General features: G+C 71.6%; 23 protein-coding genes and 1 tRNA gene. 16 read left to right on the forward strand and 8 right to left on the reverse strand.

Annotation, left to right across the window (positions count from 1 at the left end; translation table 11 throughout):
- Window positions 1–130 precede the first annotated feature (130 nt).
- Both ACYVIH_RS06810 and ACYVIH_RS06815 read right to left on the reverse strand, forming a co-directional pair.
- A complete protein-coding gene (locus ACYVIH_RS06810) occupies window positions 131–1,234 on the reverse strand; it encodes a 2-oxoacid:ferredoxin oxidoreductase subunit beta (protein ID WP_460867464.1) in 1,104 nt (367 codons plus the stop codon).
- Complete coding sequence (locus ACYVIH_RS06815; protein WP_460867468.1) at window positions 1,231–3,153, reverse strand: 2-oxoacid:acceptor oxidoreductase subunit alpha; 1,923 nt, start codon at window positions 3,151–3,153, stop codon at window positions 1,231–1,233. The genes ACYVIH_RS06810 and ACYVIH_RS06815 overlap by 4 nt, the downstream gene beginning before the upstream one ends.
- Window positions 3,154–3,313: 160 nt before the next feature.
- Here ACYVIH_RS06815 and ACYVIH_RS06820 point away from each other — a divergent pair, with 160 nt between their 5' ends.
- Window positions 3,314–4,015 (forward strand): hypothetical protein, encoded by a 702-nt coding sequence (locus tag ACYVIH_RS06820; protein ID WP_460867470.1) that lies wholly within the window; start codon window positions 3,314–3,316, stop codon window positions 4,013–4,015.
- Here ACYVIH_RS06820 and ACYVIH_RS06825 read toward each other — a convergent pair.
- Window positions 4,003–5,100, reverse strand: coding sequence for a L,D-transpeptidase family protein (locus tag ACYVIH_RS06825; RefSeq protein WP_460867472.1), 1,098 nt, complete (start codon window positions 5,098–5,100; stop codon window positions 4,003–4,005). The genes ACYVIH_RS06820 and ACYVIH_RS06825 overlap by 13 nt on opposite strands.
- Window positions 5,101–5,312: 212 nt before the next feature.
- On the opposite strand from ACYVIH_RS06825, the gene ACYVIH_RS06830 reads away from it, so the two are divergent.
- The 11 genes from ACYVIH_RS06830 to ACYVIH_RS06880 all read left to right on the forward strand — a co-directional run bounded on the left by ACYVIH_RS06830 (window position 5,313) and on the right by ACYVIH_RS06880 (window position 15,990).
- Entirely contained in the window at window positions 5,313–5,693 is a 381-nt protein-coding gene (locus ACYVIH_RS06830; protein WP_460867475.1) for an NADH-quinone oxidoreductase subunit A, read from the forward strand.
- 95 nt (window positions 5,694–5,788) lie between these two features.
- Window positions 5,789–6,334, forward strand: a complete 546-nt coding sequence (locus ACYVIH_RS06835; RefSeq protein ID WP_460867551.1) for an NADH-quinone oxidoreductase subunit B — start codon at window positions 5,789–5,791, stop codon at window positions 6,332–6,334.
- Window positions 6,331–7,080 carry an NADH-quinone oxidoreductase subunit C gene (locus tag ACYVIH_RS06840; RefSeq protein WP_460867477.1) on the forward strand — a complete coding sequence of 250 codons (750 nt, stop codon included), beginning with the start codon at window positions 6,331–6,333 and terminating at the stop codon, window positions 7,078–7,080. The genes ACYVIH_RS06835 and ACYVIH_RS06840 overlap by 4 nt, the downstream gene beginning before the upstream one ends.
- The gene (nuoH, locus tag ACYVIH_RS06845) at window positions 7,073–8,035 is read left to right on the forward strand and encodes an NADH-quinone oxidoreductase subunit NuoH (protein WP_460867479.1); all 963 of its coding nucleotides are present in this window, start codon (window positions 7,073–7,075) and stop codon (window positions 8,033–8,035) included. The genes ACYVIH_RS06840 and nuoH overlap by 8 nt, the downstream gene beginning before the upstream one ends.
- Entirely contained in the window at window positions 8,032–8,604 is a 573-nt protein-coding gene (locus tag ACYVIH_RS06850) for a NuoI/complex I 23 kDa subunit family protein (protein WP_460867481.1), read from the forward strand. Before nuoH ends, ACYVIH_RS06850 begins: the two co-directional genes overlap by 4 nt.
- Complete coding sequence (locus ACYVIH_RS06855) at window positions 8,601–9,173, forward strand: NADH-quinone oxidoreductase subunit J family protein (RefSeq protein WP_460867483.1); 573 nt, start codon at window positions 8,601–8,603, stop codon at window positions 9,171–9,173. Before ACYVIH_RS06850 ends, ACYVIH_RS06855 begins: the two co-directional genes overlap by 4 nt.
- Window positions 9,173–9,601, forward strand: coding sequence for an NADH-quinone oxidoreductase subunit NuoK (nuoK, locus tag ACYVIH_RS06860; RefSeq protein ID WP_460867485.1), 429 nt, complete (start codon window positions 9,173–9,175; stop codon window positions 9,599–9,601). Before ACYVIH_RS06855 ends, nuoK begins: the two co-directional genes overlap by 1 nt.
- Window positions 9,598–11,445 (forward strand): NADH-quinone oxidoreductase subunit 5 family protein, encoded by a 1,848-nt coding sequence (locus ACYVIH_RS06865; protein ID WP_460867487.1) that lies wholly within the window; start codon window positions 9,598–9,600, stop codon window positions 11,443–11,445. The genes nuoK and ACYVIH_RS06865 overlap by 4 nt, the downstream gene beginning before the upstream one ends.
- Window positions 11,442–13,082 carry a complex I subunit 4 family protein gene (locus ACYVIH_RS06870; protein ID WP_460867489.1) on the forward strand — a complete coding sequence of 547 codons (1,641 nt, stop codon included), beginning with the start codon at window positions 11,442–11,444 and terminating at the stop codon, window positions 13,080–13,082. The genes ACYVIH_RS06865 and ACYVIH_RS06870 overlap by 4 nt, the downstream gene beginning before the upstream one ends.
- Entirely contained in the window at window positions 13,079–14,599 is a 1,521-nt protein-coding gene (locus tag ACYVIH_RS06875) for an NADH-quinone oxidoreductase subunit N (RefSeq protein ID WP_460867491.1), read from the forward strand. Before ACYVIH_RS06870 ends, ACYVIH_RS06875 begins: the two co-directional genes overlap by 4 nt.
- A gap of 80 nt (window positions 14,600–14,679) precedes the next feature.
- Window positions 14,680–15,990 carry a hypothetical protein gene (locus tag ACYVIH_RS06880; protein ID WP_460867494.1) on the forward strand — a complete coding sequence of 437 codons (1,311 nt, stop codon included), beginning with the start codon at window positions 14,680–14,682 and terminating at the stop codon, window positions 15,988–15,990.
- Window positions 15,991–16,059: 69 nt separating this feature from the next.
- Here the strand turns inward: ACYVIH_RS06880 and ACYVIH_RS06885 are convergent, their stop codons facing one another.
- Window positions 16,060–17,538, reverse strand: a complete 1,479-nt coding sequence (locus ACYVIH_RS06885; RefSeq protein WP_460867495.1) for a uracil-xanthine permease family protein — start codon at window positions 17,536–17,538, stop codon at window positions 16,060–16,062.
- 133 nt (window positions 17,539–17,671) lie between these two features.
- Entirely contained in the window at window positions 17,672–18,163 is a 492-nt protein-coding gene (locus ACYVIH_RS06890) for a YajQ family cyclic di-GMP-binding protein (protein ID WP_460867498.1), read from the reverse strand.
- Between the two features lie 105 nt (window positions 18,164–18,268).
- Here ACYVIH_RS06890 and ACYVIH_RS06895 point away from each other — a divergent pair.
- From ACYVIH_RS06895 to ACYVIH_RS06905, 3 genes are all read left to right on the forward strand, one after another.
- A tRNA-Tyr gene (locus ACYVIH_RS06895) sits at window positions 18,269–18,351 on the forward strand.
- Window positions 18,352–18,529: 178 nt separating this feature from the next.
- Window positions 18,530–19,165: a dihydrofolate reductase family protein gene (locus ACYVIH_RS06900; RefSeq protein ID WP_460867500.1), complete on the forward strand. Its 636-nt coding sequence runs from the start codon at window positions 18,530–18,532 to the stop codon at window positions 19,163–19,165.
- Between the two features lie 47 nt (window positions 19,166–19,212).
- Window positions 19,213–19,611, forward strand: coding sequence for an OsmC family protein (locus ACYVIH_RS06905; RefSeq protein ID WP_460867502.1), 399 nt, complete (start codon window positions 19,213–19,215; stop codon window positions 19,609–19,611).
- Here ACYVIH_RS06905 and ACYVIH_RS06910 read toward each other — a convergent pair.
- Window positions 19,608–20,234, reverse strand: a complete 627-nt coding sequence (locus tag ACYVIH_RS06910; protein WP_460867504.1) for a LysE/ArgO family amino acid transporter — start codon at window positions 20,232–20,234, stop codon at window positions 19,608–19,610. The genes ACYVIH_RS06905 and ACYVIH_RS06910 overlap by 4 nt on opposite strands.
- A gap of 79 nt (window positions 20,235–20,313) precedes the next feature.
- Between ACYVIH_RS06910 and ACYVIH_RS06915 the strand changes: the two genes are divergently transcribed.
- Window positions 20,314–21,198, forward strand: a complete 885-nt coding sequence (locus ACYVIH_RS06915) for a LysR family transcriptional regulator ArgP (RefSeq protein WP_460867507.1) — start codon at window positions 20,314–20,316, stop codon at window positions 21,196–21,198.
- Here ACYVIH_RS06915 and ACYVIH_RS06920 read toward each other — a convergent pair.
- The gene (locus ACYVIH_RS06920; RefSeq protein ID WP_460867509.1) at window positions 21,162–21,887 is read right to left on the reverse strand and encodes a class I SAM-dependent methyltransferase; all 726 of its coding nucleotides are present in this window, start codon (window positions 21,885–21,887) and stop codon (window positions 21,162–21,164) included. The two genes, ACYVIH_RS06915 and ACYVIH_RS06920, sit on opposite strands and share 37 nt — an antisense overlap.
- Window positions 21,888–22,076: 189 nt before the next feature.
- Window positions 22,077–23,501, reverse strand: coding sequence for a xylulokinase (gene xylB / locus ACYVIH_RS06925; RefSeq protein WP_460867511.1), 1,425 nt, complete (start codon window positions 23,499–23,501; stop codon window positions 22,077–22,079).
- Window positions 23,502–23,506 lie beyond the last annotated feature (5 nt).

The following is a 23,506-nucleotide window of genomic DNA, read 5'->3' on the forward strand; positions in this document are numbered from 1 at the left end:
GCCCTCTGTCGGTCTCGCGAGGTGGTTTCGAGACGGTCGCTTCGCTCCCTCCTCAACCACCGGCGAGACGTGTCCCGGGCCGGTGGTTTCGAGACGGTCGCTTCGCTCCCTCCTCGACCACCGGGGTGGGTCAGACCACCGTCCAGGTGTCGCCGCTGTGCAGCAGGCTGGAGAGCTCGTGGGCGGTGTCGTCGTGCCCGGCGCGGGCCGTGGCGATCTGGCCGCGCGCGAGGTCGTCGTACGTCGGGTGGTCGACCTGCCGGAAGATCCCGATCGGGGCCTGGTGCAGGTAGCCCGGGTCGGTCAGCCGCGACAGCGCGAACGCGGTCGTCGGGTCGTCGGCGTGTGCGTCGTGGACCAGCACCTCGGCCGGGTCGACCCCGTCGGGGTTCTCCGCCGAGCGGACCGTGGCCACCCGCAGCGCACCGGTCGCCGGGTCACGCACGACGCCCTTGGAGCCGAGGCCGTCCTCGCCGGGTGCGCCGAAGCGGATCGGCTCGCCGTGCACGAGCGGGATGATCGCGGTCTGCTTGGTGTCGGGACCCTTGAGCTCGTCGAACGCGCCGTCGTTGAAGATCGGGCAGTTCTGGAAGATCTCGACGAACGCGGTGCCCCGGTGGGCGGCGGCCGCGGACAGCACCGAGGTGAGGTGCTTGCGGTCGGAGTCGATGGTGCGGGCCACGAACGTACCCTCGGCGCCGAGCGCCAGCGAGACCGGGTTGAACGGGTTGTCCAGCGAGCCCATCGGCGTGGACTTGGTGACCTTGCCCAGCTCGCTGGTCGGGGAGTACTGCCCCTTGGTCAGTCCGTAGATCCGGTTGTTGAACAGCAGGATCGTCATGTTCACGTTGCGGCGCAGCGCGTGGATCAGGTGGTTGCCGCCGATCGACAGCGCGTCGCCGTCCCCGGTGACCACCCACACCGACAGGTCCGCGCGCGACGTCGCGAGCCCGGTGGCGATCGCGGGCGCCCGGCCGTGGATGGAGTGCATCCCGTAGGTGTCGAGGTAGTAGGGGAACCGCGAGGAGCAGCCGATGCCGGAGACGAACACGATGTTCTCCCGGCGCAGGCCGAGGTCGGGCAGGAAGCCCTGCACGGCCTTGAGCACGGCGTAGTCACCGCAGCCGGGGCACCAGCGGACCTCCTGGTCGCTGCTGAAGTCCTTGCTGGTCTGAGGTACGTCGGTCGTCGGGATCGCCGACAGGCCCGGGAAGGGCAGGGACTGGGTGCTCATCGCACGGTCTCCTTCGGGGTCTCGACCGGCGCGGCGTCGGCGGAGGACACCGAGTCGCACAGGTCGTTGATGGCGTCGGCGAGCTCGGCCGCCTTGAGGGGCAGGCCGCGCACGTAGTTGTAGCCGACCACGTCGACCAGGAACTTGGCACGCAGCAGCAGGCTGAGCTGCCCGAGGTTCATCTCGGGGACCATGACCCGGTCGTAGGACTTCAGGATCTCGCCGAGGTTCTTCGGGAACGGGTTGAGGTGGCGCAGGTGGACCTGGGCGACCTGGTGGCCGGCCAGCCGCGCCCGTCGTACCGCCGCCCCGATCGGGCCGTAGGTGGAGCCCCAGCCGAGCACGAGCACGCGTGCCCGCCCCGACGGGTCGTCGGGCACGAGGTCGGGGATCGAGTCGGCGATCCGGTCCACCTTGGCCTGCCGGGTCCGGACCATGTAGTCGTGGTTGGCCGGGTCGTAGGAGATGTTCCCGTGGCCCTCGCCCTTCTCCAGGCCGCCGATCCGGTGCTCGAGGCCGGCCGTGCCGGGCACCGCCCACGGCCGGGCGAGGGTGTCCTCGTCGCGCAGGTAGGGCCAGAACTCGTCGGGCTCGCCGTCGGTCGCAGCCTTCGACGCGTGGTTGGGCTCGGTGGCGAAGTTCGGGTCGATCGTGATCAGGTCCTCGACGTCGGGGATCCGCCACGGCTCGGAGCCGTTGGCCAGGTAGCCGTCCGACAGCAGCATCACCGGCGTGCGGTAGGTGACCGCGATCCGCGTGGCCTCCAGTGCGGCGTCGAAGCAGTCCGCGGGCGACTGGGCCGCCACGATCGGCACCGGTGCCTCGCCGTTGCGGCCGAACATCGCCTGCAGCAGGTCGGCCTGCTCGGTCTTGGTCGGCAGGCCGGTCGACGGCCCGCCGCGCTGCACGTCGACGACTACCAGCGGCAGCTCGGTCATCACCGCCAGGCCGATCGTCTCCGACTTCAGCGCGATGCCCGGACCGCTGGTCGTGGTCACGCCCAGCGCGCCTCCGAACGAGGCGCCGAGCGCCGAGCCGATGCCGGCGATCTCGTCCTCGGCCTGGAAGGTGGTGACACCGAACCGCTTGTGCTTGCTGAGCTCGTGGAGGATGTCGGAGGCCGGGGTGATCGGGTAGGAGCCGAGGAACAGCGGCAGCCCGGACTGGGTGGCGCCGGCGATCAGGCCGTAGGCGAGCGCGAGGTTGCCGGTGATGTTGCGGTACATGCCCGGCTGCATCGGGGCCGGCTTGATCTCGTACTGAACCACGAACGCCTCGGTGGTCTCACCGAAGTTCCAGCCGGCCTTGAACGCGGTGATGTTCGCGTCGCGGATGTCGGGCGCCTTGGCGAACCTGCGCTGCAGGAACGTCTCGGTCGGCTCGGTCGGCCGGCCGTACATCCACGACAGCAGGCCCAGGGCGAACATGTTCTTCGCGCGGCCGGCGTCCTTGCGGGTCAGGCCGAACTCCTTGACCGCCTCGACGGTCATGTCGGTCAGGTCGAAGGCGTGCACCGCGAACTCACTGAGCTCCTCGGTCTCGAGCGGGTTCTCGGCGTAGCCGGCCTTGGACAGGTTGCGCGAGGTGAAGTCGTGGCTGTCGACGATGATCGTCGCGCCCTTCTTCAGGTCACCCAGGTTGGCCTTCAGCGCCGCGGGGTTCATCGCCACCAGCACGTCCGGGGAGTCACCCGGGGTGAGGATGTCGTGGTCGGCGAAGTGCACCTGGAACGACGAGACTCCGGGCAGCGTCCCCTGGGGGGCCCTGATCTCCGCAGGGAAGTTGGGCAGCGTCGACAGGTCGTTGCCGAACGTTGCCGACTCCTGGGTGAACCGGTCACCGGTGAGCTGCATTCCGTCGCCGGAGTCACCCGCGAACCGGATGATCACGCGGTCGAGCTGCTTGACCTGCTTGGTCACGCTGTCGCCTTCTTTCCATGGGGTCCGGACGCTCTCCCGGCGCTCCGGACCCGCTACTCAGGGTGCCCTCACCGGCCATGCTACGACCGGCCACAACGGGCGTCCGGCAAGGTCCGGATCACGGTCGCATCGGGCTATACCCCGATGGGTACAACGGGTCATGACCGTTTCGACCAGGGGCGCCGAGGCCGAACGCCAGAGGTGGGCCGAGGAGCTGCTCGACCGGCTCACCCCGGTCATGAGCGCGCTCGGCATCATCTTCCTCCTCGTCGTGCTCGGGGAGCAGCTCGCGCACGACAACAGCACCCTCAGTGCCGTGCTGACCGTGCTCGGGTGGGCGCTGTGGGCCGCCTTCGTCGTCGAGTTCGGCGCGCGGCTCGTGGTGGCTCCCGACAAACGCCGGTTCTGGCGCCATAACTGGTGGCAGCTGGGCTTCCTGGCCCTGCCCTTCCTCAGGGTGCTCCGCCTGGTCCGGGCGGTCCGGCTGCTGCGCACCGGGCGGGTGCTCTCCTCCGCGGTGCGCTCCTCGCGCTCGGCGCGCAGCATCCTCGGTAGCCGGATCGGCTGGCTGGCGGCGGTGTCGGCGATCACCGTGCTCGGCAGCAGCCAGCTGCTGTACGAGTTCGGCAGCTTCGAACGGTACGGCGACGCCCTGCACGCCGCGGCGCTCGCGACGGTCACCGGTGAGCCGATCGGCCAGCCCGGTGGCTTCACCCGGGTCCTCGAGGTCCTGCTCGCCGGGTTCTCCGTCGTCGTCTTCGCCACCCTGGCGGGCAGCCTCGGCGCCTACTTCCTCGAGAGCCGGGCGGACCGCCCCGGCAGCGCAGAGGCCTCCGGGACCACGTCGGGTCAGGACCAGTAGACGATGACCTTGTCGCCGACCTGGACCTGCTCGAAGAGCGCGGCGATCACGCTGTAGTCGCGCACGTTCACGCACCCGTGCGAGGCGCCGTTGTAGCCGTTGGCGGCGAAGTCGGGGGAGTAGTGCACCGCCTGCCCACCGCTGAAGAACATCGCGAACGGCATCGAGGTGTTGTAGAGCGACGACACGTGCTCGCGCGACTTGTAGCTCACCGCGAACTGTCCCTCGCGGGTCGGCAGCTCGTCGGACCCGAAGCGGACGTCGACGGAGTTCAGCACCTTGCCGTCGACCACCCAGCGCAGGCTGAGGCTGGTCTTGTCGATGCACAGCGCCCTGCCCGTCGTACACCTCGGGTCGAGGGGGGCACCGTCGGCCGGGTCCGGCGCGCGGTTGGCCAGCTCGTCGGCGCTGGGCTCGCGGGTCATGCCCTCCAGCAGCTCGAGGGTACGGCGGTCGACCTCACCGGTGACCGGGATCATCCGCTTGCCCTGGAACCCGCGCACCGCGGCGACGGTCTGCTGGTCGAAGCTGTCGTCGACGTCGCCGAAGAACCAGGCGATCTGCCGCAGCCGGGCCTCGATCTCGCGCACCTGCGGGCCGGAGTCGCCGGCCTCGAACAGGGCCGGGCCGTAGCGGTTGAACAGCTCGTCGGCGGTCGGCTTGCGGGTCATCCGGAGCAGCCGTTGCCAGGTGCGCTCGTCGACCTCGCCGGTGACCTCGAAGCCACGCTTGCGCTGGAAGCCGCGCACGCCCTTCACGGTCTGGCGGTCGAAGGTGCCGCTGAGCGGCGGGGAGTACCACGCGAGCTGCGAGAGCCGGTGCTGCAGGTTGCGCACGGTGCGACCCTCGTCGCCGCTCTCGAGCAGCGGCTCGGGCTCGGGATCGACGGTCGGGGTCTCGGTGGGTGCCTCGACGGGCTCCTCGGGCGCGACGGCGACCGGACGCGCCGGTGCGGCGTCCTGACGCGTCTCCTCGTCGCTGCCGAGGTCGGTCAGCGTGAACACGCCGAATGCGGCGCCGGCGCCGGTCGCGACCACGGCGAGCGCGGTGACCAGGGCGGTGGTGAAGCGGGTTCCCCGTTGCATGTCGTCCTTCCCGAGTGACCCGCCCCTGCGGCCGACGGCCTCTCGATGGTGAGACGCCTGGGGGGCCGTTCTGGTTGCTTCGGTGCTGTGCCAGGGGCGGAGTCCGACCGCAGCAGGGTAACCGCTGGGGCCCCCAGGGCAAGGGAGGGCGCGATCTCGGGACCTGGCGCGGGTGCCTGCGGACCGGGGCCGTTCCCCCTAGAGTGAGCCACGTGGTCCAGAACACAGGTCAGGCGTACTACTCGGACTACCTGCCTCTGCTCGTGATGCTGGTCGCGGGGGCGCTGCTGGTGGTCGCGATGTTCGCGGCCAACCGACTGCTGCGACCGACGCACCCGACGCGGGAGAAGCTGCTCACCTACGAGTGCGGTGTCGACCCGGTCGGTGAGGGCTGGGCCCAGCACCACGTGCGCTACTACGTCTTCGCCTACCTGTACGTGATCTTCGCCGTCGACGCGATCTTCCTGTTCCCGTGGGCCACGGTCTTCGACGGACTCGGCTGGGTGTCGGTCGGCGAGATGGGCGTGTTCATCGGGTTCATCGCCGTCGGGCTGGTCTACGCGTGGCGGAAGGGTGTGCTGACGTGGACGTGAACGGGGTCTCGACAGGCTCGACCACCGGAGTGTCGACCGGTGGTTTCGAGACGGCCTCGCAGGCTCGGCCTCCTCAACCACCGGTGCCGCTGGGGATGCCGACGGTGGGTGCGCTGCAGAAGCTCGCGCCGAAGCCGGCGCGCTACCTGCTGAACTGGGGCCGCAAGTACTCCCTGTGGGTGTTCAACTTCGGCCTGGCCTGCTGCGCGATCGAGTTCATCGCGACCTCGATGTCGCGGCACGACTTCATCCGGCTCGGGGTGATCCCGTTCGCGCCCGGGCCCCGGCAGGCGGACCTGATGATCGTCTCCGGCACGGTCACCGACAAGATGGCGCCGGCGATCAAGCGGCTCTACGAGCAGATGCCCGAGCCGAAGTACGTCATCTCCTTCGGCTCCTGCGCCAACTCCGGCGGTCCTTACTGGGACTCCTACTGCGTCACCAAGGGCGTCGACCAGATCATCCCCGTCGACGTCTACGTCCCCGGCTGCCCGCCGCGGCCTGAGGCGCTGCTGCAGGGGATCCTCAAGCTGCAGGAGAAGATCGACGGCGAGTCGCTGCCCGCGCGCTACCGCGACGACGGTGCCGCCTCGGTCACCCGAGGTCTGGTGCTGCCGCCCGAGCCGGGGCAGGCCCCGTGAGCGCACAGTCCCCGGCCTGGCTCCACCAGGTGCGCACGTCGTTCGGTGCTGCCCTGGGCGAGAGCGCCGTGATCGACGAGGGCTTCGGCCCGGTCAGTGTGGACGTGCCCAGCGACCGCTGGGTGCAGGCCCTCCTGGTCGCCCGCGACGACCTCGGTTGCTCCTTCTTCGACTGGCTCTCCGCGGTCGACGAGCTCACCGACGGGTTCCGGATCGTGTGCCACGTGGCGGACCACCGACCCGACGGTGTCGAGCACCTGGTGGTCCGCACGCTCGTGCCGCGCGAGGACCCGGTGGTCGCGTCGGTCGTGCACGTGTACGCCGGCGCCCGCTGGCACCAGCGCGAGACGCACGAGATGTTCGGCGTGGACTTCGTCGACCCCGACGGTGACCGGCTCGAGCTCGACAACCTGCTGCTGCCTGCCGAGTTCGAGGGACACCCGCTGCGCAAGGACTTCGTGCTCGCCTCCCGGGTCGCCAAGCCGTGGCCTGGTGCCAAGGAGCCGGGGGAGTCCGATCATCAGGCCGCGGCGCCGTCGAGGCGTCGTACCCGTCCTCCGGGAGTGCCCGAGCCCGAGCAGTGGGGCCCCCGCGTGCTCGGCAGCGAGTCACCCGACCCGCTCGCCCCGGCGTCCGTCTCGGGCCCGGCTGCGCGTCCGCGCCGCAGCGCCCGCGCGAGCGAGCCGGGAGAGCGCCCCGCGCGCCCGCCCCGTCGGCCTGCGTCCGAGGAGGCCGCCGATGAGTGAGCTCCTCGAGGCCGTCCTGCGCGTGGTCATCGTGATGGTCGCCTTCTTGTCGGTGCCGCTGGTGGTCGGCCAGATGGAGCACAAGGCGATGGCGCACATGCAGTCGCGGGTCGGGCCGATGTACGCCGGCGCGTTCCACGGCTGGGCGCAGCTGGTCGCCGACGGCGTGAAGTTCGTGCAGAAGGAGGCGGTCGTGCCCGACGCGGCGGACCGCAACGTCTTCAAGCTCGCGCCGGGCGTGGCCCTGGTGCCGTATCTCGTGGTGATGCTGGCGATCCCGCTCGGGCCGGGACTCGTCGGCCAGGACCTCGACGTCGGCCTGTTCTTCGTGCTCGCGGTGATGGGCGTCGGCGTCGTCGGCACCCTGATGGGCGGCTGGGCCAGCGCCAACAAGTTCAGCCTGCTCGGCGGGATCCGCGTCGCGGCGCAGCTGATGGCCTACGAGATGCCGTTCGTGCTCGCCGCCGCGTCGGTCGCGATGGCGGCCGGCACCCTGTCGCTGGTCGGCATCGTCGAGGCGTGGAGCCCGTGGTGGCTGCTGTGGCAGGCCCCGGCGATGGTGGTGTTCTTCGTGGCCGGCCTCGCCGAGCTGCAGCGCCCGCCGTTCGACATGCCGATCGCCGACTCCGAGCTGGTGATGGGCCCGTTCACGGAGTACGGCGGCCTGCGGTTCGCCGCCTTCCTGCTCGCCGAGTACGCCGGCATCGTCGTGCTCTCCGCGCTGACCGCGGTGCTGTTCCTCGGTGGCTGGCGCGGACCGTTCGAGGACCAGCTCGGCTGGTTGTGGACCTTCGTGAAGGTGTTCGCCGTCGCCTTCGTCGTGGTCTGGATCCGGGTGGCCTACCCCCGGCTGCGCGAGGACCAGCTGCAGCGGCTGGCCTGGCAGGGCCTTGTGCCGCTGGCGCTGTTCCAGCTGGCGATCACGGCGGTAGGAGTGGTGGTGATGAGCTCATGAGCTTCCCCGGCAAGGGTCTCCTGCAGGGTCTCGCGGTGACGATGCGCAACATGACCCGGCGCTCGGTCACTGCGCACTACCCCGACGTGATGCCGGAGCTGCCGCCCCGGTCACGCGGGGTGATCGCGCTGATCGAGGAGAACTGCACGGTCTGCATGCTGTGCGCGCGCGAGTGCCCGGCGTGGTGCATCTACATCGACTCCCACAAGGACACCATCCCCGCGACGACCGAGGGCGGGAAGGACAAGCAGCGCAACGTCCTGGACCGGTTCGCGATCGACTTCTCGATCTGCATGTACTGCTCGATCTGCGTCGAGGTCTGCCCTTTCGACGCCCTGCACTGGAGCCCGGAGTTCGAGTACTCCGAGCTCGACATCCGCGAGCTCACCCACGAGAAGGACCGGCTGCGCGAGTGGATGTGGACGGTGCCCGCCCCCGCAGGTCTGGACCCCGGCGCCGAGCCGGCGAAGGAGCTCGGCGTGGCGGAGAAGGCAGCCGAACGGGCCGCGGCTGCTGGTCTCGACGAGCTCGGCCGACGAGAGCGCCCCGAGCAGCGGGGTGAGGCATGAGCTGGGTGCAGGCGATCTTCCTGCTGCTGGGCCTCGTCGCGGTGGGCTCGGCGCTGCTGGTCGTGACCACCGACAACATGGTGCATGCCGCGCTGTGGCTCGTGGTCACGCTCGGTGCCGTCGCGGGGGTCTACCTCGTGCTGGCTGCCGAGTTCCTGGCCTGGGTGCAGGTGCTGATCTACGTCGGCGCGGTCGTCGTGCTCCTGCTCTTCGCGCTGATGCTCACCAAGGCCCCCACAGGCCCGCAACCGCGCACCGAGCTGCGCCGGGTGGTCCCCGCCGCTGTCGTCGCCGGCCTGGTCGGCGTACTGCTCGTGGTGACGGTGATCGCCGGCTTCGGGGACGTCGAGCTCGACCTCGACCAGACCCTGGTCGGGTCGGCCGCCGCGACCGGCGCGACGGTGTTCGAGAAGTGGGTGCTGCCGTTCGAGGTGCTCTCGGTGCTGCTGCTCGCGGCGCTGATCGGCGCGATCGTGCTGTCCCGGGGCGACGACACCCCGGCCGTCGAGCCCGTCGAGACGGCTCCGCTCGCCGAGCCCGTCGAGACGGCTGAAGCGGGTGAGCGCTGATGCCGCTGTGGTGGCCGTTGGTGCTGGCCGTGCTGCTGTTCGCGATCGGTGTGTACGCCGTGCTCGTCCGCCGCAACGCGATCCTCGTGCTGATGGGCGTGGAGCTGATGCTCAACGCGGTGAACATCAACCTGGTCGCCTTCGACGCGTACTTCCGTGACGTGCTGCACGGCGGCCAGACGCTGGCGCTGTTCGTGATCGTGATCGCCGCCGCGGAGGTGGGTCTCGCGCTGGCCATCGTGCTGCGGGTGTTCCGCACCCACGGGCACATCGACGTCGACGAGCTGCGCGAGCTGGCCGACCGCGATCTCGACCCCTCGACGGCGCACCGGGTCTCGACAAGCTCGACCAGCGGGACGGGCTCGACCAGCGGGACGGGCTCGACCAGCGGGACGGGCTCGACCGGCGAGCGGGGGGCGGCGCGATGAGCTGGGTGGTGCTGCTCGTGGCCGTGCTGCCGTTCGTCTCGGCGGGTCTGGTCCTGTGGGTCGGACACCGCGGCGACGCCGCCGCGCGCGGCATCGCCGTCGGGTCCGCAGGCGTCGGGCTCGCGCTGGCCTACGTGGTGGCGTTCCTCCACCTCGGTGACGCCGAGCCGCTGCGCCACGTCTTCGCGAGCACGTCCGCTGCCGGGCCGGCACTGGAGCTGTCGGTCAACGTCGACCAGCTCAGCGCGGTGATGCTGCTGCTCGCACACACGGTCGCGTTCCTGGTGCAGGTGTACTCCCTGGGCTACATGGCAGGCGACCCGCGCTACCCGTCGTACGCCGCGCTGATCTCGATCTTCACCGGCGCGATGACGACCGTCGTGGTCGCCGACGACCTGTGGGTGCTGCTGATCGGCTGGGAGCTGATGGGCGCGTGCTCGTACTTCCTGATCTCCCACCACTGGGAGCTGCCCGAGGCCAGGGCCGGTGCGGTGAAGGCGTTCCTGATGACGCGCACCGCCGACCTCGGCCTGCTGTTCGCGATCATCCTGCTCGGGGTCCGCTTCGACAGCTACCGGATCAGCACGGTCATGGGCGAGATCGCCGCCGGTGGCTTCGGCCGTGACGAGCTGTGGCTGCCCGCCCTGCTGCTCACCGCCGCGGTGGTCGGCAAGTCGTCGCAGTTCCCCTTGCACACCTGGCTTCCCGACGCGATGCCCGGCCCCACGCCGATCTCGGCGCTGATCCACGCCGCGACGATGGTCGCCGCCGGGGTCTTCCTCGTGGCGCGCGCCTTCCCGCTGTTCCTCTCCGCTCCCGCGGTGCTCACGGTGCTCGCGCTGGTGGCCGCGGTGACGATGGTCCTCTCCGCGCTGTCGGCGTTGTTCACCCACGACCTCAAGCGCGTGCTGGCGTGGTCGACGGTCAGCCAGCTGGCCTACATGTTCGCGGCCCTCGCGGTCGGTGCCTACGAGGCCGGCGTGCTGCACCTGCTGGCCCACGGCGCGTTCAAGGCGCTGCTGTTCCTCGCCGCCGGGTCGGTGGTGCACGCCGTGGGCACGACCTCGATGTCGGCGATGGGCGGGCTGCGCTCCAAGCTGCCCGACACGTTCCTCACGATGACGGTCGGCTTCGGCGCGCTGGCGGGCGTCGTACCCCTGGTCGGCTTCTTCACCAAGGACGCCGTCGTCGGGTCGATCTGGGAGGCCCGTGACGGGCACCTGGTCTGGCCGTGGGTGGCCTGGGTGCTGCTGGCCGCCGCGGTCGCCACCGCGGTGCTCACCGTGGCTTACTCCCTGCGCGCCTGGCTGCTGGTGTTCTTCAGCGCGCCTGCTCCCGCGGACGCCGAGCCGGCGACCGAGGCGGAGGTGCACGAGGCGCCGCTGACGATGAAGGTGCCGCTGTACCTACTGTCGATCCCCACCGTCCTCGGCGGCCTCGTCGCGGTCTACCCCGAGGTGGTCTTCGGTGAGGGCGAGCACCACGGGTTCGACCCGGTCACCGCCCTGCTGATGACCGGGCTGGTCGCGCTCACGGCCGCGGTGGTGCTCTGGCAGTGGCGGCGCAGCGGTGGCCGCGACCCGTGGCACCCGTTCGTGCTGCCGCACCCCGCGGTCGACCGGATCTACGCCGTCGGTGTCGTGCGGCCCGTGCAGCTGCTGGCACGCCTGGTGCGGGCCGGTGACCGCGACGTGGTCGAGGGGTACGCCGACGGGGCCGGCGCCTCGGCCCACGGTGCCGGATGGCTGCTGCGCCGGGCCCAGACCGGCAACGTGCAGGCGTACCTGATGGTCGTCGTCGTGGGCGCCTGCGCGCTCGCCGTAGTCGCGGGGGTGGCCGCATGACCGGGCTTCTGCTCAACGGGCTGGTCGCCGTGCCGGCCGGCTTTGCGCTGCTGACCGCGCTGTGGTCCCGGCGCGAGAGCACGGCGGTCACCGCGGCCGTCGTCGGCGGGTTCGTCACGCTGGCCTGGTCGCTGTGGCTGGTGCTGGGCTCCGACGCCGGCTACGACGGTCTGCTCGGTGCGCCTGCCCGGTCGGTCGACGTGGTCTGGCTCGAGGCGCTCGACCTGCACTGGCGGCTCGGCATCGACGGGATCTCCGGCCCGCTGGTGCTGATGAGCACGCTGATCTTCGCGCTCGGACTGCTGTCGCTGCTGCGGCATGCGCCGGCTGCGGCCGAGGGCGGGCCGAGCCGCAGGGCCTCGCTGGCCGCGCTGCTGCTGCTGATCGAGGCAGGCGTGCTCGGCAGCTTCCTGGCACTGGACATGGTGCTGTTCTTCGTGTTCTTCGAGGTCGCGCTGATCCCGATGTGGTTCGTGATCAGCAGCTGGGGCGACGCCCACGACGCCGTCGCGCGACGACGCGCAGCAACCCGGTTCCTGGTGTTCACGGTGATCGGCTCGGCGCTGATGCTCGTGGGCTTCCTGCTCGTCGGTGCCGAGTTCGGCTCCTTCGACATCGTCGAGGTCACCGCGTCGTACTCCCCGTCCGGCCCCACCGCGCTCGCCGCCAGCCTGCTGGTCGCCCTCGGCCTCGCGGTGAAGACGCCGCTGTGGCCGCTGCACATCTGGCTTCCCGACGCCCACTCCAAGGCACCCACCGTCGGCTCGGTGCTGCTCGCCGCGGTGCTGCTCAAGCTCGGCACCTACGGCTTCCTGCGGTTCTGGATGCCGGTGACCTCGCCGGACTGGCTGCTGGTGCCGGTGGTCGCCGCGCTCGCCGTGGTCGGCATCGTGTACGCCGCGCTGGCCTGCCTGGCGCAGACCGACCTGAAGCGGCTGATCGCCTACTCCAGCGTGGGCCACATGGGCTTCGTGGTGCTCGGCGCGGCGACGTTCACCGTCGGCGGGGTGCAGGCGGCGGTGTTCGCCAGCGTGGCGCACGGCCTGATCACCGGCCTGCTGTTCTTCCTCGCCGGAGCGATCAAGGACCGCTTCGGCACCACCGACCTCGCAGAGCTGCGTGGGCTGTACGGCCGGCTGCCCAGGCTCGGTGGAGTCTTCGCCTTCGCGGCGATGGCCTCGCTCGGGCTGCCCGGGCTCGCCGGGTTCTGGGGCGAGATGCTCGCGATCCGGGCCGCCGTCGACCAGCACGCGGCGCTGCCTGAGGTCACCTACCGCTGGCTCGCCTTCATCGCCGCTCTCGGGGTGATCCTCACCTCGGCGTACTTCCTCGCCCTGATGCGCAGCATGCTGCAGACCGGGGTCACCGCAGGCGGAGCGCCGGGACTCGAGGTGGACGCACCACTGCGTGTCGCGGCTGGTGTCGGGGCAGGCGCCGCCGTGACGCCGACCTCCGATGCGGGGGCAGCGCACGCGACCGGTGCGGCTGGGGCCCCCGCGGTCCGCGACGTCGACGGGATCGAGTGGGCGACGTGGTCGCCGCTGGTCGTGCTGACCGTGCTGCTCGGCGTCGTGCCCGGCCTCCTGCTGACGCCGGTGGCCGACGCGGCCGTGGCGCTCCTGGGAGGTTTCCGATGACCGGTGTGGTGCAGCAGATCGACTGGTCGGCGATCGCGCCGCCGCTGGTCCTGGCGTGCACCGCGATCGTGGTGCTGCTGGTCGACGCGTTCGCCGGGCCACCCCGGTCTCGCGTCGCGGCGCTGGTGCCGGCCGGACTGACGCTGGCCGGTGTCGCGGGCGCGGGACTGCTCGCAGCGGTGGCCGTGGCGAACTACCGCGACTCGGGTCCGCGGGGGACCTTCTGCGTCGACGCGGTGCTCGAGGGCCCGGCGCCGTGCTCCTACGCCGTCGACCAGCTCACCCTGGTCTTCTGGGGGATCGTGCTGCTCGGCGTGGCGGTCGTCGCGCTGATGGAGACCGCCGAGGTCGCCACCGGGCGCACCCCGCAGGGCGAGTGGAACTTCCTGCTGCTGGCCACCGCCACCGGTGCGATGGTGATCGCCGCCTCTCGCGACCTGGTCACCCTGCTGGTCGCACTCGAGGTGGTCTCGCTGCCCGCGTTCGCGCTGGTCGGGCTCCGCCGCGGAGACCGCCGGGCCGCCGAGGCGTCGGTCAAGTTCTTCCTGGTCTCGGTGGTCTCCACCGCGGTCATGCTGATGGGCATCTCCCTGGTGTACGGCGCCACCGGGTCGGTGTTCCTCGACCAGATCGACGTCGCCCTGGCCGCCGGCGACGAGCTGCGCCAGGTCGCCGTCGCCGGCGCCCTGCTGACCGTGGTCGGGCTGGCGTTCAAGGTCGCCGCGGTGCCGTTCCACATGTGGGTGCCCGACACCTACGTCGGAGCCCCGGTCGCCGTGGCGGCGTACCTGTCGGTCGTGTCGAAGTCGGCCGGCTTCGTCGGCCTGATCCTGGTGCTCGGCCACGCGCTGCCCGAGCTCGCCGGGGCCTGGTCGCCGGTGGTCGCGGTGATGGCGGCGCTGACCATGACCGCGGGCAACGTCCTCGCGCTCCGCCAGCAGCACGCCGTGCGTCTGCTGGCCTGGTCGTCGGTGGCGCAGGCCGGCTACATGCTGGTGCCGTTCGGTGCCGTCGCGGCCGCCTCCCGCGTGGAGATCGGCGAGACGCTGGGCCGGTCCTCGGCCTACCTCGCGGTCTACGCGATCATCAACCTCGGCGCGTTCGCGGTGGTCGCCGTGGTGGCCACCCGGCATCCGGCGCACCGGCTCACCGACTACCGCGGGCTGGTGCGCGAGGAGCCGCTGGCCGGCTGGGCGCTCGCGTTCTCGCTCATCGCGCTGGCCGGCCTGCCCCCGGGCGTGATCGGCCTGCTCGCCAAGGTGGTCGTGTTCTCCTCCGCGGCCGAGCCGGTGACCTGGCTGGCGGTCGTGATGGCGGTCAACGTCGCGATCGGGCTGGTGTACTACGCGCGCTGGGTGATGGAGCTGTTCCGGCCCGCGGACGTGCCCGGTGCGTCGACGTACGACGTGCCCAACGGGGTGGGCGTCGCGATCGGGATGACCTTCTCCGCCGGGCTGGCGTTCTCCGTCTTCCCCGGACTGCTGCTCGACCCGGTCATGCTGGGCATCGGTCGCTAGTCCGGCCGCAGGCCCTTCGGCCCGTGACGGCGGCTGTGCCGGCGGACGATCCTGGGAGTGCCGTCGACCCAGGGGGAGCCATGACCGGTCGATCCGTCACAGCAGCCTTCCTCGTCCTGCTCACCGCGGTGGCCGGCGCCGCTCCGCCGGCCCAGGCCGACTCGAGCGGGTGGGGCCCGGTGGTCGACCTGACCCGGTCGGTGCCGGCGGTCTACAGCGTCGACGTCGCAGCCGGACTGCACGGGAAGGTCGTCGCGGCCTGGGTGCACGGGGCGGGGGACCGCCGGACGGTGCGCACCGCCCGGCGGTTGCGCGACGGCACCTGGGCCGACGCCGCCCGGGTACCCGGCAGTCGCGGTGCCACCGAAGTGCAGGTGGACGTCCTCGGCGACGGGACGATCATGCTGGTGTGGACGACGCGCCGCGCGGTGAAGGCCTCGCAGAAGGCGCCGGGGCGGGCGTGGACGGCCCCCGTCCTGCTGCACCGGACCGCGAGCCTGCGGTTCCCCTCGGACCTCCAGGTCGCGGTGAACGTCCGTGGCCGGGCGGGGGTCGCGTGGCAGAGCGTGAAGGTCGACGTACCCGGCGGGGACGCCGCGAACCGGATCCAAGCCGTCGTCGGCAAGGGAGAGCGGTGGAGCCGCACCCGGGCCCTGTCCGACCCGGACCGGCCGGCTGGATCTCCCGCGGTCGCCGTCGACCGGGCCGGCAGGGTCACGGTCGTGTGGAACGAGTCGAACGGTCACCGCTGGCTGGTGAGGACCGCCTCGCGACAGCCGGCGTCCGGGTGGACTCGAACACGCGCGCTCAGCACCGGAACGGCCCAACCCGGCAGCCCGGAGATCGCGGCCACCGCCGCCGGTGACGTCGCCGTGGTCTGGGCCCTGGAGGAGGTCGGCATCGAGCTCGCGCGCTGGGAGCGCGGCCGCGGCTGGAACCTGACCGGGGACACGCTCGCGCTGAAGGCGGATGTGTGGTGGTTCGACGTCGGGCTGGCCGGGGACGGTGCGGTGACCGTCGGGTGGGCCAACGGCGCCGGCGCGATCCGGGCGGCAACCCTGCCCCCAGGCGGCGCGTGGCAGCAGCAACGCGTAGCACCGGCAAGGACGGCGTACTACGGCGTCGACCTGGCCGTGAACCGGCGCGGTGACGCGGTCCTGACCTGGCAGGCCTACGGCCAACGGGACCGCGACCACCCGGCCCAGGTGGCCTACCGGCCGCGGTCCTCGCGGTGGACGCCCGCGACGGCCCTGTCACCGCTGCGCGGGGACGCCTTCGGACCCACGGTGGCCATCCTGGGTGGCGGCGATGCGGTGGCCGGGTGGGCCCACCAGCCCGATGCCCGGCCCGGCGTCCGCGCCCAGGTCCGGTCGTTCTCCGCCGGCGGTTGAGAACCAGCGCAGCGCGTCTTGCTGACGAACTACCCACGCGTGGGCGAGGGGCCGGGTACGGCGGCCGAGTCAGTGGTGCTTGCGGCCGGGGATCTCGTCCTCGTGCTGCGCACCGGGCCCGCCGACCACGAGGACAGCACCGTCGTCGCGCATCTCGGCCGGCGCCACGACTCGCGCCAGGTGGTAGGCGACCAGCGCGACGATCGTGCCCAGCGCGATGCCGGACAGCACGAAGTCGTCGGTGATCCGCAGGGTCGTGTCGCCGATCGCGATGATGATGCCGGCGGCGATCGGGACCAGGTTGACCGGCTTGGCGAAGTCCACGCCGTTCTCGGCCCAGATCTTCGCGCCGAGCAGGCCGATCATCCCGTAGAGCACCACGGTGATCCCGCCGAGCACGCCGCCGGGTGTCGCGGAGATGACCTCGCCGAACTTCGGGCTGAGGCCGAACAGGATCGCGGTCAGCGCCGCCACGTAGTACGCCGCGGTGGAGTACACCCGGGTGGCCGCCATGACGCCGATGTTCTCGGCGTACGTCGTGGTGGGGCCGCCGCCGACCGCCGAGGCGAGGACCGTCGCGGCACCGTCGGCAGCGATCGCCCGGCCCATCACCGGGTCGAGGTCGCGCTCGGTCATCTCGGCGACCGCCTTCACGTGCCCGGTGTTCTCGGCGACGAGCGCGATCACCGCCGGCAGCATCAGCAGCACGAACGCGAGGCTGAAGGTGGGGGTGTGGAAGCCGACGACGCCGTTGGCGAAGTCGCTGACCGGGGGTAGGCCGAAGCAGTCGGCCTCCTTGACCCGGCTCCAGTCGACCCGGTCGTGCGCGAACGCGGTCGCCACGCAGTAGGGGCCCTCCGAATCGCACGGCTGCCCGTCGGGGCCGAGCAGGTTCTGACCGGGCAGCACCGAGGTGACCTTGCCGAACCGGTCGAAGACCCACGACAGCGCGTAGCCGAAGACGAGGCCGAGGAAGATCGCGATCCGCCCGAGGAAGCCGCGCAGCCCGACGGCCATCAGGATCACGGCGGTCATCGTCAGCAGCGCGACCCACTGGTCCTGGGGCCAGTACACCGAGGAGACCACCGGCGCGAGGTTGAAGCCGATCAGCATGACGACCGCGCCGGTCACCACCGGAGGCAGCAGCCGGTGCAGCACGGCGGTGCCGGAGACGTGGATCAGCACGCCGACGAGCGCGAGCACGAGACCCGCGACCAGCACCGCGCCCGTCACGTCGGCAGGGTCACCGCCCTGCGCGTAGATTGCCGCCGAACCGCCGACGAACGACGCGCTGGTGCCGAGGTAGCTGGGCACTTTGCCCTGCACGATCAGCAGGAACAGGATCGTCGCGATCCCGCTCATCATGATCGCCAGCTGCGGGTTGAGCCCCATCAGGATCGGGAACACGAAGGTCGCGCCGAACATCGCGACGACGTGCTGCGCGCCGAGCCCGGCGGTCCGGCCCCACGACAGTCGCTCCTCCGGTGCGACGGCCTCACCCGGAGGCGGGGTCTTCCCGCCGTGGACGACCTTCCAGCCGAAGGACATGTGCAGCTCCCGTCATCGTCACGTGTGCAGGGGGCTGCGCCGTGCGAGAGGGCAGCCGATGCATGCTAGCGAGATGCCGGGGCAGGCGTCACCGCGGTACGACGGTCACGTGACCGTCGTACTCAACGAAGCGTCAGCGGTAGTTGGTGAACTGCACCGCGAAGTCGTAGTCCTGCGCCTTGACCAGCGCGATGACCTCCTGAAGGTCGTCGCGCTTCTTGCCCGAGACCCGCAGCTCGTCGCCCTGGACCTGGACCTTGACGCCCTTGGGGCCCTCGTCGCGGATCAGCTTGCCGATCTTCTTGGCGTTCTCCTGGGAGATGCCCTCCTTGAGCGCGACGGTGATCTTCGACTCCTTGCCGGACTGGCGCGGTTCGCCGGCGTCGAGGATCTTCAGCGACTGGTTGCGCTTGATGAGCTTGTCCTTGAACACGTCGAGCACGGCGGTCGCCCGGTCGTCGGCGTTCGCGGAGATCTCGACAGCGTGGTCGCCGGAGCGCTCGATCGTGGCGCCGGTGTTCTTGAAGTCGAAGCGCTGGCTGATCTCGCGCTGGGCCTGGTTGATCGCGTTGTCGATCTCCTGCAGGTCGAGCTTGCTGACGATGTCGAACGACGAGTCGGCCATGGTGTGCGGATCCTCCCGGGGCAGGGGCTGCCCGATTTAGTCATCGAGTGGGGCTGCTGTATTCTTTCGTGTCGCTGAGTCCCCAGGCTAACCGGGGCCCGGCATGGCAGGTTGTCCGAGCGGCCAATGGAAGCGGACTGTAAATCCGTCGGCGTATGCCTACGCAGGTTCGAATCCTGCACCTGCCACACACATCGACGCTCGAGCCCGTCGACCAACGCCCCTGACCAGCGGTTCCGCGGGTCAGGGGCGTTCGTCATCTCGGCGGAACGGCCTCGCCGACGCCTCGGCGATGAGTATCACCGGTCAGCCGGGTCTGCCTTCCCAGAACCGACCGCAGGGGCGGTTACCGACCCAGGAGCGCGGATGTCACGCACACGGATCCACAACCTCTCGATCTCCCTCGACGGCTTTGCGACCGGCGAGCCGCAGTCCGCGGAGGCACCGTTCGGCCATGCGGGCGAGCGCCTGCACGAGTGGATGTTCGCGACCCGGTTCTGGGATGCCGGCGGAGCCGCCGGCGTGGACGACGCCTTCGCGCAGCGCCACACGCCCGGTGTCGGCGCCGAGATCATGGGCGCGAACAAGTTCGGCCCACCCGGCTGGCAGGACGACCCTGACTGGAGGGGCTGGTGGGGACCGAACCCGCCGTTCCACACACCCACCTTCGTGTTGACGCACCGTCCCAGGCCGTCGATGGAGATGGAGGGCGGCACCACGTTCCACTTCCTCGATGCCGCTCCGAGCGCGGCCCTGGAGGTTGCCCGGGCCGCTGCCGACGGGCTGGACGTCCGGATCGGCGGCGGCACGAGCGTCGTACGCGACTTCCTCGCCGCGGGGCTCGTCGACGACATGCACCTCGTGCAGGTCCCGATCGTGCTCGGCCGCGGCGTCCGCATCTGGGACGGCCTCGAGGCGCTCGAGGCGGCCTACGACATCGAGGCGGTGTCCTCGCCCAGCCGGGTCACCCACCTCACATTCACGCGGAAGGCCGGCTCGTGAGGTGGGAGTGATGGGCAGGCGCGCTCCCTGGCGGGCAGAATCGGCGCATGGACCTGTCACCGTACGGCGTTCGCGCAACTGCGGGAACGCTTCGCGCGGCCGAGGGGGTCGTGCTTCCCCACGCGTGGACCGACGAAGGGGTCGTCGCGGCTCCTGCATCTAACGGTGCGCAGCTGCTGCACCTGTCGGTGGCGCTCTGCGTCCTCAACGACACCTACCGCGAGGCTCGGAGCCGCGGTATCGAGCTGAACGGCATCGCGGTGGAGGCCGACGGCGGCTTCGACGAGGAGTGGCACTCGACCGGTGTCGAGTACTCCGTCAGCATCGACTCTCCGGCTTCAGCCGACGACCTGGCCCGGCTCAGTGCTGTGGTCGACGAGGTGGCCGAGATTCCTCGCGCGATCCGTGCCGGTGCAGCGGTCACCAGGCGCTCTCCCGGCCGCTAACCGAGTGCGAGCTTGGCGGCCACCAGGACCATCGTGGCGGCGATGAGGACCTCGAGGACCTGCCAGGCGCGGGGCCGGGACAGGAGAGGGGCGAGGACCCGCGCTCCGAACCCCAGTCCGCTGAACCACGTGACGCTCGCGAGGGCGGCGCCGATGCCGAACAGCCAGCGGCCGTCGAGGACGCCGCCGCCCTGCACGCCGTGGGTGGCAGCGATGGAACCGATCAGCAGCACGGTGTCGAGGTAGACGTGCGGGTTCAGCCAGGTCAGCGCGACCGCCCGGCCCACGACCTTGCCTCGCGGCTCGACCCGGGCCGCCCGGCCGTCGGTCTGGAGTCGTTCCGGGTTGAGTGCACGGCGCAGCGAGCCGGCGGCGTACCAGAGCAGGAAGGCGACCCCGAGCCAGCGCACGACGTCGATGACCCAGCCGGCGCGGTCGACGATCGCACCGATCCCGCTCACGCCCGCAGCGATGAGCACGGCGTCGGAGACCGCGCAGACGACGACCACCGCCGCGATGTGCTGCCGGAGGAGGCCCTGGCGCAGGACGTAGGCGTTCTGAGCGCCGATCGCGACGATGAGCGAGCCCCCGGTCAGGTAGCCGGCGGCGAGGGACTGGATCACACCCGCGACGGTAGGGTGCGCCGGTGCTGAAGGCCAGCGACTGTTTCTCCATTATCTGAAGCAGTGCTTCACTAGGCGGGTGCGCTTCGACCCGGCTCAGCTCGAGACCCTCATGGCCATCACCGAGGAGGGCACCTTCGAGGCGGCCGCCCGGCGGCTGCACCTGACCCCGAGCGCGGTCAGCCAGCGGATCCGTGCGCTGGAGCGGTCGGCCGGCCAGGTCGTGGTCCGACGTACCTCGCCGGCGGAGGTGACCGACGCCGGCGCCCCGCTCGTGCGACTCGGCCGCCAGATGCGGCTGCTCGCCGACGAGACCGCCGCGTCGCTGGGCGGGGACGCCGTGGCCGACCTGGCCGTCGCGGTCAACGCCGACTCGTTGGCGACCTGGTTCCGGCCGGTGCTCGCGGCGGTCGCCGAACGGCCGGACACCGTGCTGCGGCTGCACGTCGAGGACGAGTCGTTCTCCCACGACCTGCTCCGCCGGGGCGAGGTGCTGGCAGCGGTCACGAGCCAGCCACAGCCCGTGCAGGGTTGCTCGGTGGAGTCCCTCGGTGCACTCCGCTACCTGCCCGCGGCGGCCCCGGCGCTGCTCGAGCGGCACCGGCGGGGCAGGGGCGTGGACTGGTCGAGGCTGCCGGTGGTCGTGTTCAACGAGAAGGACCGGCTGCAGGACCAGGTCCTCTCCGCACACGGAGCAGGGCGACCGCCCGTGGTGCACCGGGTGCCGAGCACGGCCGACTTCCTCGAGGCCGTCCGCTGCGGGCTCGGCTGGGGGATGCTCCCCGAGCCGCAGCTCGCCACCGCACCGGCCGGCGAGCTGGTCCGGCTACCGGGATCGAAGCCGGTCGACGTCACCCTGCACTGGCAGCGGTGGCGGCTGGAGAGCCCTGCCCTCGACGAGCTGACTCGAGCCGTGCGCCGGGCAGCTCAGGCCTTGGTCGCGGTCACCAGGAAGAGCGGGTAGCGCCGGCCCTCCTTCTCCACGCCGTACACGTCGCCGCGCACGTCCACGTCGGTGAGGCCCAGCGCGGTCAGCTGCTCTGCCAGGTCGTCGGGCTCGAACCCGTGGTGGCCCCCGAAGCCCTCACCGTGGAAGGAGCCGTCCTCGGCGGCCAGGTCCAGGAGCGCGAGCGTGCCGCCAGGGCTGAGCATCGTCGCGAAAGCGCCGAGCACCCGCGTCACGTCCGTGACGTGGTGGAGCACCAGCAGCGTCGCGATCAGGTCGAACTCCTCGTCGGGCGCGGGGTCGACCGCGAGGTCGAGGTCCCAGACCCTGGTGTCCGCCGGGAGCGTGCCGGAGGAGATCTTCTGCGCGATGACCTCGCGCATCCCCGTGGAGGGCTCGACGAGGGTGAGGGCGGCGACGTGCCCGGCCAGGTACTGCGAGAGCAACCCGGTGCCGGCGCCGAAGTCGAGCACTCGGGTCTCGGCCGTCACGGGGAGCGTCGTGCGGATCAGGTCGGCGATGTCCTTGGCGCGTTCGACCTTGGCTGGGTCGTCGTCCCAGGTCGCGGCCTTCTCGTCGAAGCTGCTCATGTCAGGTCCTCTCAGCTCGGTCGGCCCGTCGCCCACGACGGTCGCGTCGACCATCTTGCCGCGTACGACGTACGAACCCGACTCGCCCTGACCCCCGGGCACCGAACCTTCGGACATGCAGCTCGGGCGGCCCCGGCACCGGCCCACGCCTGAGCCGGGCGCCGCGTGAGGCCAGCTGCATGTTCGACGGGCGCTTCGGTGTCTCGCAGGGGCCACATGGACGTGCACTCGCCGGACCCGCCGGCTCGGGCTGAGCGTGACGGCCGCCTGAGGGGCGGGCGAGTGCACGTCGGTCTGGCCCCGGGGTCAGCTCCCGAGGCGGTCGAGGACGCGGTCACGTGCCTCGGCGTACCGCTCCCGCACTCCGGGTGCGGGATCTGCCTCCAGGACCTGCGCGGCGGCCTGGGCCCAGGCGGGGGGCTCGGCCTTGCCCGAGAGCACCCAGGCCGCTTGTCGCGCAGCGCCGTCGGCGACGTACTCGCTCGGCGACGGCAGCACCACCGGCCGGCCGAAGACCGTGGGCGCGATCTGCTGGACCGCAGCAGACCGCGCCCCGCCGCCGATGAGGATCACTCGCCGGATCTCGGCGCCGAGCGCCTCGGTCACGTCGAGCGCGTCGGCGAGCCCGCACAGCAGGCCTTCGACCGTGGCCCGGGCGAGGTGGGCCGGAGTGCTGGTCGAGAGGGTCATCCCGTGCAGGGAGCCGGTGGCGTCGGGCCGGTTCGGGGTGCGCTCGCCCTCGAGGTAGGGCACCAGCACCAGGCCGCCGGAGCCGGCGGGTGCCGACAGCGCGAGGTCGGACAGGCCGGCGTGGTCGACCCCGAGAAGCCGCGCGGTCGCGTCCAGGACCCGGGCGCCGTTGAGCGTCGCCGATAGCGGCAGGAAGCGGCCGGTGGCGTCCGCGAAGCCGGCCACGGTGCCGCTGGGGTCGCGCACCGGCACCTCGGAGACCACCGAGACGACCCCGGAGGTGCCGATCGAGACCACGACGTCGCCCGGCTCGGCGCCGAGCCCCAGTGCCGCGGCGGCGTTGTCGCCGGTGCCGGGGCCGAGGACGGCGCCGCCGGTGGTGCGCCCCGCCTCGTCGTGCGGGCCGAGCACCTCGGGGACTGCGAGGGTGCGGCCGAAGGCGAGCTCGAGCAGGTCCGGACGGTACTTCCCGGTCTCGGCCGACCAGTAGCCGGTGCCGCTGGCGTCGCCGCGGTCGGTGCGCAGCGCGTCGAGGCCGGGTGCGCCGGCGAGCCGCCAGCTGAGCCAGTCGTGCGGCAGGCACACGGCGGCGGTACGACGGGCGTTGTCCGGCTCGTGCTGCGCCAGCCACCGCAGCTTCGTCACGGTGAACGACGCGACCGGCACCAGGCCCACCGCGTCGGCCCATGCCGTGCGGCCGGCCTCACCGCCGCCGAGCTCCTCGATCAGGTCCTCGGCCGCCCGTGCGGAGCGGGTGTCGTTCCACAGCAGCGCCGGGCGGACCACCTCGCCGTCCTCGTCGAGCGCGACCATCCCGTGCTGCTGGCCGCCGACGGCCACAGCCGCCACGTCGTCGAGGCCGCCGGCCTCGGCGACGGCCTCCTGCAGCGCGGACCACCACGCGGCCGGGTCGACCTCGGTCCCGTCGGGATGGGTGGCCCGGCCCTGCCGGACGAGATCGCCGGTGCCGGCGTCGCGCACCACGACCTTGCAGGACTGGGTCGAGGTGTCGACGCCGGCGACGAGCGTGCCGGGGCTCACCGACC

The sequence above is a fragment of the Nocardioides pakistanensis genome, assembly GCF_054781215.1.